At 62.1% G+C, this 16,826-nt stretch carries 15 protein-coding genes; 9 read left to right on the top strand and 6 right to left on the bottom strand.

What is annotated here, in order from left to right; translation table 11 throughout:
* The first annotated feature begins 8 nt into the window (after nt 1–8).
* The 4 genes from ACTQZK_RS00115 (at nt 9) to ACTQZK_RS00130 (ending at nt 4,127) form a co-directional block, all read left to right on the top strand.
* Complete coding sequence (locus ACTQZK_RS00115) at nt 9–368, top strand: hypothetical protein (RefSeq protein ID WP_441897877.1); 360 nt, start codon at nt 9–11, stop codon at nt 366–368.
* A gap of 71 nt (nt 369–439) precedes the next feature.
* Nucleotides 440–943: a GNAT family N-acetyltransferase gene (locus tag ACTQZK_RS00120; protein WP_441897879.1), complete on the top strand. Its 504-nt coding sequence runs from the start codon at nt 440–442 to the stop codon at nt 941–943.
* A 158-nt stretch (nt 944–1,101) separates the two neighbouring features.
* Complete coding sequence (locus ACTQZK_RS00125; protein ID WP_441897881.1) at nt 1,102–1,773, top strand: pentapeptide repeat-containing protein; 672 nt, start codon at nt 1,102–1,104, stop codon at nt 1,771–1,773.
* Nucleotides 1,774–1,784: 11 nt separating this feature from the next.
* On the top strand, nt 1,785–4,127 hold the full coding sequence (locus tag ACTQZK_RS00130; RefSeq protein WP_441897883.1) for an HAD-IC family P-type ATPase: 2,343 nt from the start codon (nt 1,785–1,787) through the stop codon (nt 4,125–4,127).
* Nucleotides 4,128–4,146: 19 nt separating this feature from the next.
* Here ACTQZK_RS00130 and ACTQZK_RS00135 read toward each other — a convergent pair whose 3' ends face one another.
* The 3 genes from ACTQZK_RS00135 to ahcY form a co-directional block, all read right to left on the bottom strand.
* On the bottom strand, nt 4,147–5,382 hold the full coding sequence (locus ACTQZK_RS00135; protein WP_441897885.1) for a DEAD/DEAH box helicase: 1,236 nt from the start codon (nt 5,380–5,382) through the stop codon (nt 4,147–4,149).
* Between the two features lie 165 nt (nt 5,383–5,547).
* The gene (locus ACTQZK_RS00140) at nt 5,548–6,462 is read right to left on the bottom strand and encodes a GGDEF domain-containing protein (protein ID WP_441897887.1); all 915 of its coding nucleotides are present in this window, start codon (nt 6,460–6,462) and stop codon (nt 5,548–5,550) included.
* A gap of 7 nt (nt 6,463–6,469) precedes the next feature.
* Nucleotides 6,470–7,729 carry an adenosylhomocysteinase gene (gene ahcY / locus ACTQZK_RS00145; protein WP_418831946.1) on the bottom strand — a complete coding sequence of 420 codons (1,260 nt, stop codon included), beginning with the start codon at nt 7,727–7,729 and terminating at the stop codon, nt 6,470–6,472.
* 321 nt (nt 7,730–8,050) lie between these two features.
* Here ahcY and ACTQZK_RS00150 point away from each other — a divergent pair, with 321 nt between their 5' ends.
* On the top strand, nt 8,051–9,376 hold the full coding sequence (locus ACTQZK_RS00150) for a glycosyltransferase family 2 protein (protein ID WP_114567460.1): 1,326 nt from the start codon (nt 8,051–8,053) through the stop codon (nt 9,374–9,376).
* A 52-nt stretch (nt 9,377–9,428) separates the two neighbouring features.
* Here the strand turns inward: ACTQZK_RS00150 and ACTQZK_RS00155 are convergent, their stop codons facing one another.
* Nucleotides 9,429–10,259 carry a ComF family protein gene (locus ACTQZK_RS00155; protein WP_441897889.1) on the bottom strand — a complete coding sequence of 277 codons (831 nt, stop codon included), beginning with the start codon at nt 10,257–10,259 and terminating at the stop codon, nt 9,429–9,431.
* Nucleotides 10,260–10,777: 518 nt separating this feature from the next.
* Here ACTQZK_RS00155 and ACTQZK_RS00160 point away from each other — a divergent pair.
* The 4 genes from ACTQZK_RS00160 (at nt 10,778) to larC (ending at nt 14,860) form a co-directional block, all read left to right on the top strand.
* Nucleotides 10,778–11,767 (top strand): substrate-binding periplasmic protein, encoded by a 990-nt coding sequence (locus tag ACTQZK_RS00160; RefSeq protein WP_225749365.1) that lies wholly within the window; start codon nt 10,778–10,780, stop codon nt 11,765–11,767.
* 358 nt (nt 11,768–12,125) lie between these two features.
* Nucleotides 12,126–13,340, top strand: a complete 1,215-nt coding sequence (locus ACTQZK_RS00165) for an acyl-CoA dehydrogenase family protein (protein ID WP_216529867.1) — start codon at nt 12,126–12,128, stop codon at nt 13,338–13,340.
* A gap of 180 nt (nt 13,341–13,520) precedes the next feature.
* Entirely contained in the window at nt 13,521–14,306 is a 786-nt protein-coding gene (gene larB / locus ACTQZK_RS00170) for a nickel pincer cofactor biosynthesis protein LarB (RefSeq protein WP_225749364.1), read from the top strand.
* Entirely contained in the window at nt 14,306–14,860 is a 555-nt protein-coding gene (larC, locus tag ACTQZK_RS00175; protein WP_225749557.1) for a nickel insertion protein, read from the top strand. Before larB ends, larC begins: the two co-directional genes overlap by 1 nt.
* A gap of 53 nt (nt 14,861–14,913) precedes the next feature.
* Here the strand turns inward: larC and ACTQZK_RS00180 are convergent, their stop codons facing one another.
* The gene (locus ACTQZK_RS00180) at nt 14,914–15,843 is read right to left on the bottom strand and encodes a SufB/SufD family protein (RefSeq protein WP_225749363.1); all 930 of its coding nucleotides are present in this window, start codon (nt 15,841–15,843) and stop codon (nt 14,914–14,916) included.
* 60 nt (nt 15,844–15,903) lie between these two features.
* Entirely contained in the window at nt 15,904–16,680 is a 777-nt protein-coding gene (locus ACTQZK_RS00185) for an ABC transporter ATP-binding protein (RefSeq protein WP_114567454.1), read from the bottom strand.
* Nucleotides 16,681–16,826 lie beyond the last annotated feature (146 nt).

Consider the following 16,826-nt stretch of genomic DNA (forward strand, 5'->3'; position numbering starts at 1 on the left):
AGAACGTCATGATGCAGACGACAATGCGGAAGGCGCCGCCGCGCGATGGGCGCGGCAGGCGAAAACGCTACGTGGAAGTGGTCGCCCGTCATTTTGAGGACGGCAAGCTGGTTCCTTTGACCATCGCGTGGGACGACGGGCGCGTGTTCGCGATCGATCGCGTGCTGGACGTGCGTCAAGCCGCCTCCCTCAAAGTGGGCGGCATGGGCACGCGTTTCATCGTGCGCATCGGCTCACGAACCACCTGCCTGTTTTTCGAGGGGCCTCGCTGGTTCGTGGAGGAGATCGTGCCGGAAGAGGCGTCTTCTGCGCGCGAGGAAGATGGACGCGCGTGCGGGACGGATGCCTGGGACGTCTGGGGAGCTTGAGGTGTTCGCGGCGGCCCGTCGCACGCTTTTTGCAGATTCGGGTAGAATGCGCGGTGCGAGAAAGGGTTTCTATGGATGAGCGACTGAGCATAGCAGTGCCGGAAGAGCGATCGGACGACGTGATTTCCGCGCTTGCGTCGATATGGGAGGCTTCGGTTCGTGCGACGCACGACTTCCTGACGGAGGAAGACGTTGCAGCCCTTCGCCCCGAAGTGCGTTCAGGGCTTGCGGGAGTGGAGGTTCTTGAAGTCGCCTGCTTGGGCGGTGAGCCGTGCGGCTTCTCGGGCGTGCAGGGCGGCAAGCTGGAGATGCTGTTCGTGGCGCCCCCGGCGCGCGGGCGCGGTGTGGGAAAGGCGCTTCTTGCGCGCGCGGTCGAGCTGCACGGAGCGACGCGGCTCGACGTGAACGAACAGAATCCCCAGGCCGTCGGCTTCTACCGGCACGAGGGTTTCACGGTGGCCGAGCGCTCTGCCGTAGACGATGCGGGTCGCCCGTTCCCGCTGCTTCGCATGAGCCTCGAAGCGTTGTCGAGAGCCGCCTGCCGCGATCGTTCGCCGGTTGGGGTGCCGTCTTGAGCGGGCAGGGCGGACGGGGGGCGGTATCCCGTCCACGCCGGGCTCAGCCCGACGGCAGCCGGCGGCGGTCCGCTTCCTTTTCGTCTTGTGCTTTCGGGTTGCATGAGCGGAGCCTCTGCGGGCATCAGGTAGAATGAACGTGATCGGAAGGAGACTGTATGCCCGAAACCGCGCAGCGCCTGCGTTCCGCCAACCCCGGTATCCCCGGTGAGCTTGTCGACGTTGCCAGCTTGTCTTCGTGGATTGAAGATGCAGACGGCGATCTGCAGATTTCTCACGTGCGTGTAACAGGGGACGGTTCGGTCGGGGAAGATTTCGGGTTGCTTGATCTTTCGGGATCGCGCGTCGAAGGGTGCTCCTGCATAGGGTGCGACTTCGCGCGCTCCACGTTTTCGGACGTGGCGTTTTCGAACTGCGACTTTTCCAACAGCTCGTTTTCGGAGGCCAATTTCACGCGCTGCACGTTTGTTTCGTGCAAGTTCACTGGAGCCGACCTGTCGGAATCCGTGCTCGTGCGGGTTGAGCTGCGCGACTGCACGTTCGCTTACGCGTCGTTCGCGAAGGCTCGACTGGCGGATTTTCTTGCGGTTTCGACGGATTTCTCTCAATCCGATTTTTCCGAAGCGCGTCAGAAGCGCGTTTCGTTCGATGATGCGCGCTTTGCGGGGACGAGCTTTTTCCGGGCAAGCTTGGACGGCGTCGACTTCTCGACGTGCCAGCTATCGGACATCGTGTTGTCGGACACCATGAGCGAGCTGCGCGGATGCTCGATGGACCTGTTCCAGGCGGCGGGCATCGCCCGGCGCCTCGGCGTGAACGTCAAAGGCTAGGAGACAGCGGGATGAGCGAGGAGCGGCTTGGACTGACCGCAGAGGACGTGGCCCTCCGCGTTGCCGAAGGGGCGGTCAACGTTGACGCCGGCGTGAAGACGCGCTCCGTCAGGCAGATCGTCGTGGAAAACGTTTGCACGCTGTTCAACCTCATCAACGTGGTGCTGGCGTTGTTCGTGCTGATCACCGGGTCGTACAAGAACATGCTGTTCATGGGCGTTATCGTGTGCAACACCTTGATCGGCATCGTGCAGGAGGTTCGTTCGAAGAAGACCACCGACGCCCTGTCCATCGTGGCCAGTTCGAAAGCCACGGTGTTGCGCGACGGCGTTCGGGTGGAGCTTCCCCTCGATCAGCTTGTGCGCGACGACGTCATAGAGCTGGGCCGCGGCGATCAGGTTCCCGCCGACGCCGTGGTGGTGTCGGGCGCGTGCGATGCGAACGAAAGCCTTCTGACCGGCGAGAGCAAGCTCGTCAAAAAGACGGTGGGCGACGAGCTTATGAGCGGATCGTTCGTGAACGCCGGCGTTGCGTGGGCGCGCGTGGTGCATGTGGGGGCCGAAAACTACGCTGCGAAGATCAGCGCCGAGGCGAAGCGGCGGAAAGCCGTGAACTCCGAGATCATGAACAGCCTGAACGGCATTATCAGGTTCGTGAGCTTCGTCATCTTCCCGCTGGGCGCGCTCTTGTTCGCGCGCGAGCATCTTCTGTCGGGAACCGAGTTCAACAGCGCTGTTCTGTCCACCGTGTCGGCGCTGGTGGGCATGATTCCCGAGGGTCTTATCTTGCTCACCTCCACGGTCTTGGCCGTGGCGGTCGTGCGCCTGTCCAAAAGCCGCGTGCTGGTTCAGCAGCTGTACTGCATCGAAACGCTTGCCCGTGTTGACACCCTGTGCCTGGACAAGACGGGCACTATCACGACGGGAAAGATGGAGGTCGTGGCCGTAGAATGCGTCCCCGGAGCTGACGAGGCCGAAGTGGATGCGGCGTTTGCCTCCCTTGCGCGCGCCGACGAGGATCCGAACGATACGGCGTTGGCCATTCTGGACCATTACGCGGGATCTGCCGTGAAGTCCTACGCCTCGACGCGTGCGATACCGTTTTCCTCCGACAAGAAATGGTCGGGAGCCACGTTCGCCGACGGTCGTTCGTACGTGATGGGCGCGGGCCAGTTCGTTTTAGGCGATGCGTTTTCCCAGGTGGAGGCGCAGCAGAATGCGCTTGCGGGCGATGCGCGCGTCCTCTTGCTGGCGCGCGTCGACGGCTTTGACGACGAGGGGGCAATCCTCGGTTCGCCCGTTGCCATCGGCTTCGTGGCCATCCACGATCAAATCCGCGCGACGGCGGCGCAGACCATCGGCTACTTCAAAGAGCAGGGCGTCGATCTTAAGGTACTGTCCGGCGATGACCCGCGCACGGTTTCGGGCATCGCACGCAAGGTGGGCGTTCCGCGTGCGGACGAGTACGTGGACGCTGCTTCGTTAACCGACGATGCCTCCATAGCTGCCGCCATCGAGCGCTACAGCGTGTTCGGCCGCGTGAAACCCGAACAGAAAAAGGCGTTCGTGCTGGCCTTGCAGGAGCGCGGCCATGTTGTGGCCATGACCGGGGACGGCGTGAACGATACGCTTGCGCTCAAGCAATCGGATTGCAGCGTGGCTATGGCTGCCGGGTCGGATGCTGCGCGCAACGTGGCGCAGCTGGTGCTGGTGGACAACGATTTTGCCGCCATGCCGAAGGTGGTGGCAGAGGGGCGACGCTCCATCAACAACCTGCAGCGGTCCGCTTCGCTGTTCCTGGTGAAAACGCTGCTGTCCATGACGCTTGCGGTGCTGTTCATCTTATTGCCGTGGCAGTATCCGTTCCAGCCCATCCAGATGACGCTCATCAGCGCGTTCACTATCGGCATTCCGTCGTTCGTGCTGGCGCTCGAGCCGAACAAGGACCGCATCAGAGGGCGTTTCCTCGAGAACGTGATCGTGCGGTCGGTGCCGAGCGCCGTGTGCGCGGTGCTTTCGGTTCTGGCTGCGAATGTTGCGGGGTACGGGCTTTTGCACATCGGCTACGCGCAGGTTTCCACCCTGTGCGTGCTCTTGACCGCCTGGGTGGGCATGCTGCTGATCGTGAAGCTGTCCGTGCCGTTCACTCCGTTGCGCGCCGCGCTGTTGGCGGTTGTGGTGGGCGGCACGACGCTGGGTGCCACGTTGTTTTCCGGCCTGTTCGGGATCGAGCCGTTCACGTTCGAGATGGCCGTGCTGTTCGCGATCGTCGCCGCTTCGGCCACCGCTTTGTTCCGCGTGCTGTACGCCGCGATGGACGTGTGGCACGCGAAACGCCTGGCGGAAACGGTGTAAGCGCGTTCGCGGCGATGCGCTATCTCCAGCCGCGGCCTCGGGTGCGCATGGACCGCGAGAACGCTGCTGCGCTTCGGGCCGCCGTTTTGGGCACGAAGCGATTCTCAAGTGCGGTTACCGCTTCCGAATTATCGTAGCTTTCCAGCGTGGTTGCGGGAATCTTCTTGCCGAGCAGCTTCTCGATCTCCAAAAGCTCAGGCTTCGCTTCGGGGCTTACGAACGAGATCGCGCAACCGGTTTTGCCGGCGCGCCCCGTGCGCCCGATACGGTGCACGTAGTCTTCGGGAGATTCGGGCAGGTCGTAGTTGACCACGTAGGCGATGCTCGACACGTCGATGCCGCGCGCCAGGACGTCGGTGGCGACGAGCACGTCGACCGTTCCCTTGCTGAATGCGTCGAGCGCGCGCTTGCGCTGCGCCTGCGTTTTGTCGGAATGTATGGAATCCGCGCGATGACCAGCCCTGACCAGTTGGTTCATGCAGATTTCCGCACGCGTTTTCGTTCCGGTGAACACGATGACGCGCTTGCTGCCGCGCTCTTCGAGCAGGGCAAGGAGCAATGCGGGCTTTTGCATCTGCCCGATGGGGACGATGAACTGATCGATGGTCTCAGCCGTTTCGCCCTTGTGGGCGATTTCCACGAACGCGGGATCGCGAAGCATTTGCGCGACGTTGTCCATGATCCGTCGGTCGAGCGTGGCCGAGAAGAGCAGCGTTTGACGGCGAGCGGGCGTTGCGGCGACGATCTTTTTCATGGTCGGCCAAAAACCCATGTCGAGCATGCGATCGGCCTCGTCGAGCACGAGTACTTCCACGTCGTCAAGCTTGACGACGCCGCGCTCCATAAGGTCGTGGAGCCTACCCGGCGTAGCCACAAGAACGTCCACGCCGCGTTCGAGCTTGCCGAGCTGCTTTTTGTACGGAATGCCCCCTACGACGGTAACCATGCGTCGCCCCGATCCCTTCGCAAGCTCGACGCAGGCGGCGTCAATCTGCTGGGCGAGCTCGCGCGTCGGGCTGACCACAAGCCCGCGCGGCCGTCCGGGGCGCTTGGCGCGACCGATGCGCTCGATCATGGGCAGCGCGAACGCTGCAGTCTTGCCGGTGCCGGTGGTTGCCGCCGCCACAACGTCGCGGCCTTCCAGGGCAAGGGGTATGGCCTGCTCCTGCACTTCGGTGGGCGTGGCAAACCCCATCTTGCGAACAGCTGCCAGCGTGGTCTCGGACAAGCCGAGGTCTTGAAACGTTGCGCTCAAACCGCATCTCCAAACCGTACGGAGCACGCGCGACGGCGCGTTGCTCGGCGTTGCTTGCGGAATGCCCGGTGATGGATTCCGCTCGTGAGAGTCTATGATACTGCATTCTTGGACTTGCGGATAAGACGAAGGGCGAGGCGAGGGTCGGGTTCGATGTTTCGTCCGTCAGCCTTGCTGTCTGCGATGGCGTTCTCGCTTGGCTGCGTACATGGCCTCGTCGGCGCGCTCCATGAACGATCGGCGCGTGTCGCCCGCCTGCAAGTACGCGATCCCGTAGCTTACGGTGATGCCGAACGGCAAGGATCCGTTTTCGAAGCGATGCCGTTCGGCGTCGGCGATCGTCGTTTCCAGAAGCTCCAAATCCTTGCGATCGAGGCCGTGGGGGGCGCAGAGGAAGAACTCGTCGCCCCCGAAGCGACCGGCCCATCCGTCCTCGAGCGAACGGGCGACCTTCTTGAATTGCTGGGCAAGGTGGAGCAGCACGTCGTCGCCGGTGCTGTGCCCGTGATTGTCGTTGATCTCTTTGAACAGGTCGACGTCGATGGCCACGAGCGCTGCGGGACGGCCGTCTTCGGCCAGCTGGTCTTCGGCTTGGCTCGCCAGCGTTTCCAATTCGCTGTGGATGAACGTCTTGTTGTACAGCATGGTAAACGCATCTCGCACGGCCAGCGTATTGAATCGGTCGATCATGCTGGTGATCTCTATGTTCTCATGGGCTATCTCATCGGTTACCATGAGGCTGCTCGTTACGTCTTTGACCAGCTCGAGCGCGTAGGGCCTCCCCGCGATTACCGTGGGGAGGCTGCTTATCAGCAGCACGCGGCCGTTGAGCTGCTCCATTTTGATGACCTGCTCCTGCTTGTCCAGGCAAGCTTGGGACGTGCAGTTTTCGCAAGGCCTCTTGCGACCCCAAACGCGGTAGCATAGGTCCTCGCTGCACACGGGGACGTCGCTTTCGCTGCACGCGGAGTACGAATGGACGAGGTTCGTCTTCGTATCCACCAAGCGATAGCTGTCGAACAGCGCGACGCCCACGGCGTAGCCGCGCAGGTCCGTATGCAGGTCCGAGTAGGGGTACATGATTGGGCTACAGGGTCGCGAAGTTCCAGGAACCCATGTACTTGATCTGCTCTTCGGTCAGCGTGTCGATCTCGATGCCGAGCGTTTCCAGCTTGACGCGGGCAACGCCGTCGTCAATGCTCGCGGGCACGTCGTAGACCTTGTTCTCAAGCTCGCCGGCGTGCAGGTACAGGTACTCGGCAGCCAGCGCCTGGTTGGCGAAGCTCATGTCCATGACCGACGCGGGGTGTCCTTCTGCGCATGCGAGGTTCACCAGGCGTCCCTGCGCCAGCACGATCACCGTGCGACCGTCCGCCAGCGTGTACTCCTCGACCAGCGGTTTGATCTCCTCTTTCTTGACCGCATGCTGCTCGAGCCATTCCAGGTTGATCTCGGAGTCGAAGTGACCGGAGTTGCATACGATGGCGCCGTCCTTCATGTTCTCGAACGCGGGGCCGTCGACCACCTTGCAGTTGCCCGTGACCGTTACCCATACGTCGGCAAAGCGAGCGGCGTCCTCCGCCTTCATGACCTGGAGGCCTTCCATGTGGGCTTCGAGCGCCTTGAGCGGATCGATTTCGCATACGATGACGTTCATGCCCATGCCGCGGGCGCGCAGGGCAAGGCCGCTGCCGCAGTAGCCGTAGCCCGAGATCACGATGGTGCGCCCGCACAGCAGGCGGTTCGTGGCGCGGACGATGCCGTCGAGGGTGGACTGGCCGGTACCGTAGTGGTTGTCGAAGCAGTGCTTCGTGTTGGCGTCGTTGATGTTGAACACGGGATAGGCGAGCGTGCCTTCAGCCGCCATGGACATGAGCCGAACGACGCCCGTGGTGGTTTCCTCGGTGCCGCCTATGACGTGCTGCAGCTTGTCGGTGAACGTGGTGTGCAGCGCCGTGTCGAGGTCCGCGCCGTCGTCCATGATGATCTGCGGGTTGGTGGCGATGACCGCCTCGAGGTGCTTCTCGTAGGTTTCCATGTCCTCGCCGGCCACGGCGTGCACGCTCACGCCGAAGTCACGCACAAGCGAGGCGGCGGTGTCGTCTTGCGTGGACAGCGGGTTGGAGGCGCACAGTGCGACGTGCGCGCCGGAAGCCACGAGCGCGCGCATGAGGTTGGCCGTTTCGGTGGTCACGTGCATGCACGCGCCGATGCGCACGCCTTCCAAAGGCTTTTCGCGCTCGAAACGCTCGCGGATAGATGCCAGCACGGGCATGTCGCGATCGGCCCATTCGATGCGTGCCAACCCGTCGTCCGCCAGTGCGATGTCTTTGATGTCGTGATTCAAGGATTTGCCTCCCGATGCTCGTGCGATGGTTCGTTTGATTGCGTGGGTAAGCGTATCACACGCTGCAGGGGAAGGGGCCCTTGAAGCGCGTTTCATAAAACGGACGAACCGCACGCTGCGGGTGCGTTTGTGAAGTTCGTATGCAGAACCTGTGTGAAGACCGGTGATTTATTGAGTCGAAACCGAAAGAAACGGTAACGAACGGACTCAGTGCTGCCCCAAAGGGCTTTGCAGTCGCTATACTTTCAAAAGTTTGCTGTGTGCCCTTTGGGCCGCATTTGGCGTGCGCTTCCACTGGGGGGAGCCGAATAAGGAGCTAAGGTGCTAGACCAGTTTTTTTCGCAGATCTCGTTCGTCGACGTGTTCAACTTCTGCGTGTTCATCACGTTCACGATCTGCTACACGTATCAGCTGTACTACGTGTTCGTCGTGCTTACGCGCAAGCCCAAGGAGCTGACGGCCAAAAAGAACCACAAGTTCGCAGCCGTCATTTCGGCGCGCAACGAAAGCGCGGTCATCGGCGACCTCATCCATTCGATCAAGGTGCAGAACTATCCGTCCGAGCTCATCGACGTGTTCGTTATCGCCGACAACTGCACGGACAACACCGCTCAGGTAGCGCGCGAGGCCGGTGCCATCGTGTTCCCGCGTACCAACGACAAGGAAGTGGGGAAGGGCTACGCGCTCGATTACGGCTTCCAGGTTATTCGCGAGCAATACGCCGACCGCGGTTACGAAGCGTACTTCGTGTTCGATGCGGACAACGTTCTTGACGTGAACTACTTCCGCGAGATGAACAAGACCTTCGACAACGGCGCGAAGGCGTCCACCAGCTACCGCAACTCGAAGAACTACGATTCGAACTGGATTTCCGCCGGCTACGCCGTATGGTTTTTGCGCGAAGCGAAGTTCCTGAACCAGGCGCGCCTCACGCTCAACACGAGCTGCGCCGTGTCGGGCACGGGCTTCTTCATCGCCGCCGACGTGATCGAGCGCCATGGCGGTTGGAAGTGGCACCTGCTGACCGAGGACATCGAGTTCTCCGCGAACAGCATTCTGGAGGGGCAGCGCATCAGCTATTGCCCCACGGCTATTCTCTATGACGAGCAGCCCACGACGTTTCGCGATTCCTGGAACCAGCGTTTCCGCTGGGCGAAGGGTTTTTATCAGGTGTTCTGGCATTACGGCGCGCGTTTGGCGAAGGGCATCGTCGCCAACCCCAAGGGGTCGCGCTTCGCGTGCTACGACATGCTCATGACCATTGCGCCCGGCATGCTTTTGACCATCGTCTCGGTGACGTTCAACGCGATCATCATCGTTTTGTCCACGATGGGGCTTATGTCCACGGGTATCATGGTGGCTTCGTCGCTGTCCTCGATCTTCTTCTGCCTGATGAACTATCTGGTGTTCATGTTCATGTTCGGCGTGCTGACCACGTTCGTGGAGTGGGACTCCATCCGGTCGACCACGGGCAAGAAGGTCCTCTATATGTTCACCTTCCCGTTGTTCATGCTCACCTACATTCCCATTGCTTTGGTGGCCCTGGTGAAGAAGTGCAAGTGGAAGCCCATTCAGCACAGCATCTCGGTGGACGTGACCGAGTTCTCCGACGCTGCGGCGGCGCAGAAGCGCGAGCGCTCCCTGTAGCCTGCAGCATCGGCAACCAGCTCCAAGGAGCAAGCGCCGGGCTCGCGGCCCCTTACCAGACGCGCGCGAAGGTGAGGCATCGGACATGCGAGGCGCCCGCTTCGCGCACGGCATCGGCGGCGGAGAACAGCGTGGCCCCGGTGGTGCATACGTCGTCTACCACCAGCGCCGCAGTTGGAACGCTTGCGCCGGGCAAGGGACGAAGCCTTCCATCCATGTTCTCGAGGCGTCCGCGTCGGGCGAGCGTTCTCTGATCCCGGCTGCGGGGGCGCGCTAGCACGGGAGCGACGCTCAAGGACAGCTGCGCTGCCACTTCGCGCGCCAAGTCGTCGCCGTGGTCGAAGCCTCGCCTTCGACGCGCCGCCGACGTTGCGGGGACGCCGACCACCATGGGATTCTCGGCCAGCCACGCGGGAGGGACCGTTCGAGCCATAATCAGGGCCATGGTGCGCGCGAGACGCCGCTCCCCGGCGTCTTTCCAGGTTCGCACGATGCGCGCGGCGGCGTCGTCGTAGGCGACGGCGCTGACGCAGCCGTCGTGCGCGGGCTCTGCTCTTCCGAGCGCGCTCAACGTCACCGCGTTGCATTCGGTGCATTGCGCGAACCCGTACGGCGCGCCGCATCGAGGGCAGGCGCGCCACCAGTCTATGTAGGAAAGGTTCAGCCGGCAGCGATCGCAAAGGACTTCTCCCGGTTTGTCGCACACTGCGCAGCGCGTAGGCCAGAGCGTTTCCGCAAGAGCCTCGGCCGCGCCGCGTCCGTACGCGGCTGCGACGTGCAGGACCCGCTCCTGCATGCCAGCCGTCCGCTTCGCAAGGCGCTGCGCCTCGGGCGCGTTGTCTGCGCCGTACAGGGGCGTCTCTGCTGCGTTCCATGTCATCATGGTTGGATCGTACCATGTGCTCTCTAGCGCGAATCTGCACGTTTCTGCACGCGTTTCCAGTCTCTTTCCAACGTGGATCCAGCGAAAACCTAGCGAAAACCTAGCGAAAACCTAGCGCAGATCCAGCAGGTGCTTTGCGCCGATCCAGCACGGGGAGCGCGGGAGGCCCCGTGCCTTTCTTGAAACTGCAACCGCGTCGTATCGTCGAATCGTGCGCAACGGTTTCCCGCAGATTCTGCGGGCGTGCTTCCGGCTCAATTCATCATCTGATACACTAGCGGATGCTTCTTTCGAGTCTGTAGTTGCGGGTGAAAACCTCAGTCCACGGCAGATGCGGTCGAAAGGACCCACGTAAGCCGCGTGCGCAGCGCGCGACGATCATGGCGTATCCTAGAGGTAAGACGCACCGCCCGTCTATACGCGGCATACCGTCGCGGCGGGCGAGAGGACAATGGCGCAAGCTCGGTTCCAGTGCGCGAGTGTGGGGGCAAAGACTAGGTCAGTCGGAAGAAGCTATCATGAGAGATGCAGTGGATGGAGGCTCTTCGGTTATGAAGCGTTTGAAAACGCTTGCGACGCGCGGTTTCGTCGTCGCTTGCATGGCGGCCCTGGTCGCCTGTATGACGGGCTGCACATCGCAGCAAACCTATACGCCGCCCGAGGCAACGCCGAAGCTCTCGTCTCCGACGATCGCTAAAGAAGGCGTGCTGCGCGTGGGCGTGAACACCAGTAACGTCCCGCTTGCGGGGACGCCCCAGAATTCCACGAAGATCGTCGGCATAGCCGTGGACGTGGCGGCCGCTTTGGCCGACAGCCTTGGCCTGAAGCTTGAGGTCGTAGACGTGGGAACCGATCCGGAAGGCGCTTTGACCGAGGGCAAGGTCGACGTGGTCATGGATGTCGATAAGTCCGACACCGGCAATTCCTTCTGGACTTCGGATGCGTACCTGCCTACCGCGGTGGCCCTGTTCTCTGCTCCTTCCAACACAGCGGTTCCTACCAACGATTCCCAGCCGAAAATCGCGGCTCAGGTGTCCTCTAAGAGCGCGTGGGCGGTTACGAACGAGTTCGATCAGGGAACCATCACCACGACCGAGGATCTGAAGAGCGCGTTCGCCGCTCTTGCGTCCGGCCAGGTGCAGTACGTTGCGGCCGACGCCATCATCGGCACGTACGCGGCGCATAACGCGGGCGACGACGTGAAGATCGTGGCGCTCATGCAGCAGCCGAGCGGGTACGCGGCGGGCGTGCTCGATGGGAACTCCGATTTGAAGCAGGCGATTTCCGACGCGCTGGCCACGCTTGAAGGCAACGGCGTGATTTCGGTTATCGAAAAGAAGTGGTTGGGCTCTGCGCTCGACCTGTCCAGCATTCCGCTGACTGCCGGCGCCGAGGCGTCCTCTTCCAGCAAGACGAATGGAACCACGCCGGCGTCTTCGTCCACGACGAACGTTTCGACGGGCCAGGCGGGTTCGAACGCCGTGTCGCCTTCGAATGCGAGCGCGTAGCGTTTCGCCTTGCACTGAGTACGGCCTGAACCGCCTGGAGCTTCGAAGTTCCAGGCGGTTTTTTTGTCACTGGTCAAACGTAGGCGTTTGCTGGTTTTGCGCGTGCGGTCGGCGTCGGCTGAACCAGTGGGCCACGTTCGTTTCAACGATGCCCTGATCTGGGGAAATACTGTAGTCAATGCGGGTCCTGCTCAATTTTGAAAAAACCTATCGGAATTTCCTATAGATCGCAACGAAACCCGGGTCATTTCCTATTGGACACCCTTGCTGCACCTGGGGCACACTGGGACTATTATGACGCGCCGCGTTTCGCGGATATCGCAGCCGAGACGTTGCATGCAGAGGCTAAGGAGGACGTATGGGCACATTGACGCAGGAGGAATTCAAGGGCTTCCTCAAGACCTGCCGCGAGCTCGCCGAGGGGCCTTTTGAAGAAATGCAGAAGGAGGTCGAGGTCACGAACAAGTTCCCGCAGGAGTTCATCGACCTCGCGCGTGACAACAACCTGTATCGCTACGCTCTTCCGGTGGAGTACGGCGGATGGGGCTTTACCGAGAAGGAGATCCTGCAAGTCCAAGAGGAATTCTCTCGCGGCCCCGGCGGCATGCGCATGCACCTGCATTACGCGGCCGACCTCAACTGGCGCATTCTCGACGATTACGGTTGCCCTGAGCTCAAAGCCGAGTACATGCACAAGTTCTGCGACAAAAGCGTGTTCACCTGCTTTGCCCTGACCGAGCAGACCGGCGGTACCGGCGCCGACGTGCATTCCACGGCGGTCAAGGATGCCGACGGAAACTACATCTTGAATGGCGAGAAGTGGCTGATCTCGCACACCGACGTGTCGCAGTTCGCCTACGTCATCGCCGTCACCGATCCCGAGAAGACCGGCGACGAGCGCCTGTCCGCTTTCTTCGTGCCGATGGACGCTCCCGGATTCGAGCTGGTTCCCATGCCTCACATGATGGGCTGCCGCGGCGCCGGGCACGCGGGCTTGAAGTTCACCGATGTGAAGCTGGAGCCGAAGTACCTGCTGGGCGAAGAGGGCCAGGGCATGGAAGTCGCCATGCACTCGCTTGCCATTTCGCGCGTGCACATTGCCGATTCGAACCTGGGAATGTGCCAGCGCATGCTGGACATGTCGCTTGCGCGCGCCCGTGATCGCGTGACGTTCGGCAAGACCATCAACACGCGCCAGGCCATCAAGATGAAGCTTGCGAACATGGCTACGATGACCCATGCGCTTCGCACCATGGTGATCGATTTCGCCGAAGATTACGACCTGGACCATCGCAACCCCTACATCGCCGAGAAAGCGGCCATGTGCAAGCTGTTCTCGATCGATGCGGTCAAGCTCGTGTCCGACGAAATGCTCGAGATATTCGGCGGCGACGGCTACTTCGAAGACTCTCCTTACGGACCGACCGAGCGCCTGTACCGCGACTGCCGCGCGCTTTGGCTGGAGGAGGGGTCTCCCACCATCCAGCGCATCACCATTGCGCGCGAGCTTGAGAAGCACAACGCCCATCTGGAGTATCCGGGCCTTGATTGGATCGCCGGCGGCGATCTGTAGCCTTTCGCGATCATGCTCCTTGTCGCCCCGAGCAGCGCTGAGCCGCTGCTCGGGGTTTTTAGGTTGAGGCTCGGGATCCCGGTGCGGCCGTGCGCTTTTCGAGATTTCGTGCAGAACTTGACCTTGACCGGGCTTCAAGTGGTTCAATGGATTTCGCAATCGAACGACAAGGGAGCGCGCATGGATCAACGCGATTTGCATGAACTGCTCGAGCGAGTGGCGGCGGGGACGGCTTCGGTGGACGACGCGGAGCGAGTGCTGCGCATCGCTCCGTTCACGGATTTGGGCTATGCCAAGGTCGATCATCATCGTGGCGTGCGCCAAGGCGTGCCGGAGGTGGTGTACGGCGCGGGAAAGACCGCCCAGCAGATAACGGGCGTGTGCCGTGCCCTCGTCGAGGGCGGCCAGCAGCGCGTGCTGATCACGCGCTTGGACGCCGAGAAAGCTTCGGAGGTTCGCAACAGCCTGGCAAGGGAGGGCGGCTGCGATGCGTTGGCGTTCGCCTATCAAGAGCTGCCCCGCTTGGGTATTCTGGGCGACTTTCCGGAACCCGATGGCAACGGGAGCGTGGTCGTGGCCGCCGCGGGCACGAGCGACCTGCCCGTGGCCGAGGAGGCTGCGGTTACGGCCGAGATGCTGGGGAATCGCGTGACGCGTCTGTACGACGTGGGCGTGGCCGGCCTGCACCGCTTGCTGGCGCATGCCGACGAAATCGCGGCCGCTCGCGTGGTGGTGGCGGTCGCCGGCATGGAGGGAGCCTTGGCAAGCGTGGTGGGAGGGCTTGCATCGTGCCCGGTCATCGCGGTCCCCACCAGCGTGGGCTACGGCGCCAGCTTCGGCGGGGTGGCCGCTCTTCTGGCCATGCTGAACTCATGCGCTTCCGGCGTGTCGGTGGTCAACATCGACAACGGCTTCGGTGCTGGCTACCAAGCGCACCTGATCAACCATACGAAAGCGAGTGCGTGATGAAGACGCTGTTCTGGAATGTACGGGAGAGCGCTACGCGCGCCGCCCTTCTTGAGGCGACCTGCTCCCAGCTTGACGACGAGGCCCGCGGCGCGGTGGAGGAGCGGTGCTGCGCGGCGGGCGTGCCGGACGGGCATTGCCACGATCTGGCCGAGGTGCATGCCGTGGTGGACGCGCTCTGCGCGAGCGATCGCGTGAAGCAGGATCTGCGCGGCGTGTACCGTATCCTTGCCGAAGCCGAAGCGGCGGCTCATGGGTGCACGGTCGATCAGACGCATTTTCACGAAGTCGGCAATGCTGCCGGAATAAGAAACGCGCTCCATATTTGCCTTGCGATCGAAGCGGTCGCGCCCGACGAGATCGTCTGCACGAGCGTTCAGACGGGAGAAGGCATGGTCGCGTGCGCTCATGGCGAGCTGGCCGTTCCCGCGCCGGCTACGGCCGCCATTCTTGCGCGCGGCATTCCCGTTTGCGATTCCAAGCTGCCGGGGGAGCGCTGCACGCCAACGTCCGCGGCGCTCATCTGGCACTTCGCGGATCGTTTCGAGGCGTGAGAATCCGCCGGCTCCGATTAGGGCGCACCCCGATCGGAGCCGGCGAAGCGATGCTAGTTCAGGAAGTCCTCCAAGATCTCCTGCTCCGCCTCTTCTTCCGTAAGGCCGAGTGTCATGAGCTTGGTGATCTGGTCGCCGGCGATCTTTCCGATGGCCGCCTCGTGCACCAAGATGGCGTCTTCGCTGGCAGCTTCGATGCCGGGGATGGCCGTGACCTTGGCCTTCCCCATGATGATGGCGTCGCACTGCACGTGGCCTCGGCAAACCGCCTCGCCGATGACCAGCGGATTGAACACCTGCTTCGAGTTGTCCTGCGCGACCGAGCGCGAAATGACCTGCACGCTGGAGTCGTCGCCCTTCAGCTCCACCTTCATGTTCGACGTGGCCGTCTGCTCGTCGTGCGTGAGCAGTTTCTCGATCAGCACGAGCTTCGCGCCTGCAGCCAGTTCGGCGTTCGTGTCGCGCACCGTGGAGGATACGCCGCGCAGCTGCACGAGCTCCATCTCGCAGTGCGAGTTCTCCTCCATGATGACGTTCGTGACGGGGTTCAGGATGCGCTCTCCCGTGCCCGAGCCTTGCCCGTAGTGCTTCTCCACGTACTTCACGCGGCTGTTCTTGCCGCAGTGGAACGTGTGGATGCCGTCGTGCTCGGACGGGGCGTGGCTTTCGTTGTGGATGCCGCATCCGGCGATAATGGTGATATCGCAGTCTTCTCCGATGTAGAACGTGTTGTACACCACGTCTTTCAGGCCCGATTGCGTGACGATGACGGGGATGTAGACGGTCTCGCCCTTGGTTCCCGGCGCGATGCGAATGTCGATGCCGGGGTTGTCCGTCTTCGTGGCGATCTCGATGCTCGCCGACGAATGGCGCTCGACGAGCTGCCCGTCTTTGCGGATGTTGAAGGCGCCTTTCGGCATGCCGTGTATATTGGCGATTTCGGCGAGCAAGCCCTCGTCGATAGGGGACAGGTCAACAGCCATGATGGCCTCCTTTGCGGGTGCGAACGGCGCGCGATAGAAACCCGACGCGCGCCGGTTGAGTTAGCAGGTGGTGGGGATCTCCGTGATATGCAGCTCGGTGGGGGTGCTCAGCTTGCAGCCGGGAACGCCCTTCGCCACGAAGCCGAGCGTGGGCATAAGATCCTCGGGCTTGCCGGTTTGGGCGACCTTGCCGTTTTTCAGCAGCACGATCTCGTCGGCAAGCTGAATGATGCGCTCCTGGTGGGAGATGATCACGATAGAGCGCCCGTCGCGCGCTTCATGGATGTCGCGGAACGTTTCAGTCAGGCGGTCGAAGCTCCACAGGTCGATGCCGGCTTCCGGCTCGTCGTAGATGGCCAGCTTCGGGTCGCGCGCCAGGATGGTGGCGATCTCGATGCGCTTCACCTCGCCGCCGGACAGGTTCTTGTCCACTTCGCGCGTGAGGTAGTTCGCGGAGCACAGGCCCACTTTGGCCAGGTATTCGTTACAAGCGAGCATCGGCAGCTTCTTGCCTGCTGCGATGTCGAGGAGCTTCTTGACTTTCATGCCCTTGAAGCGGGCGGGCTGTTGGAACCCGTAGCCGATTCCCCGCTTGGCGCGCTCGGAGATGGGCAGGTTCGTGATGTCTTCGCCGTCGAGCAGGATCTGTCCGGAGGTGGGCTGTTCGATGCCCATGATAAGCTTGGCAAGCGTCGACTTTCCTCCGCCGTTCGGGCCCGTGATGACCGTGAAGCGGTCGTCGGGGATGCAAAGCGATAGGTCGTCGATGATGCGCTTGGTTTCTTTGGACCCTTCCTGCAAGGGCACCTCGAACGTAAGGTTCTTCAGTTCCAGCATGATGCGCTTCTCCGTCTCTTCTCGTCTAAATGATACTCTATTACTATCATTTAAGCCGGATCTCGTCAAGGCCGGCAGCGCGCAAAACCGCCGTGGTGCGCGCTCTGGTTCCCAACGGTTTATTCTAGCTTGAAATAGCTTTGCGA

This window comes from Paraeggerthella sp. LCP19S3_G8, assembly GCF_052119225.1.
Taxonomy (GTDB): domain Bacteria; phylum Actinomycetota; class Coriobacteriia; order Coriobacteriales; family Eggerthellaceae; genus Paraeggerthella; species Paraeggerthella hominis.

What these genes read in the sequence shown, in the direction of transcription:
- larB (WP_225749364.1), top strand. Translation starts at nt 13,521, where the DNA reads ATGGATCAACGCGATTTGCATGAACTGCTCGAGCGAGTGGCGGCGGGG.
- ACTQZK_RS00185 (WP_114567454.1), bottom strand. Translation starts at nt 16,680, where the DNA reads ATGCTGGAACTGAAGAACCTTACGTTCGAGGTGCCCTTGCAGGAAGGG.
- ACTQZK_RS00120 (WP_441897879.1), top strand. Translation starts at nt 440, where the DNA reads ATGGATGAGCGACTGAGCATAGCAGTGCCGGAAGAGCGATCGGACGAC.
- ACTQZK_RS00140 (WP_441897887.1), bottom strand. Translation starts at nt 6,462, where the DNA reads ATGTACCCCTACTCGGACCTGCATACGGACCTGCGCGGCTACGCCGTG.
- ACTQZK_RS00155 (WP_441897889.1), bottom strand. Translation starts at nt 10,259, where the DNA reads ATGATGACATGGAACGCAGCAGAGACGCCCCTGTACGGCGCAGACAAC.
- ACTQZK_RS00130 (WP_441897883.1), top strand. Translation starts at nt 1,785, where the DNA reads ATGAGCGAGGAGCGGCTTGGACTGACCGCAGAGGACGTGGCCCTCCGC.
- ACTQZK_RS00165 (WP_216529867.1), top strand. Translation starts at nt 12,126, where the DNA reads ATGGGCACATTGACGCAGGAGGAATTCAAGGGCTTCCTCAAGACCTGC.
- ACTQZK_RS00180 (WP_225749363.1), bottom strand. Translation starts at nt 15,843, where the DNA reads ATGGCTGTTGACCTGTCCCCTATCGACGAGGGCTTGCTCGCCGAAATC.
- larC (WP_225749557.1), top strand. Translation starts at nt 14,306, where the DNA reads ATGAAGACGCTGTTCTGGAATGTACGGGAGAGCGCTACGCGCGCCGCC.
- ACTQZK_RS00125 (WP_441897881.1), top strand. Translation starts at nt 1,102, where the DNA reads ATGCCCGAAACCGCGCAGCGCCTGCGTTCCGCCAACCCCGGTATCCCC.
- ACTQZK_RS00160 (WP_225749365.1), top strand. Translation starts at nt 10,778, where the DNA reads ATGAGAGATGCAGTGGATGGAGGCTCTTCGGTTATGAAGCGTTTGAAA.
- ACTQZK_RS00115 (WP_441897877.1), top strand. Translation starts at nt 9, where the DNA reads ATGATGCAGACGACAATGCGGAAGGCGCCGCCGCGCGATGGGCGCGGC.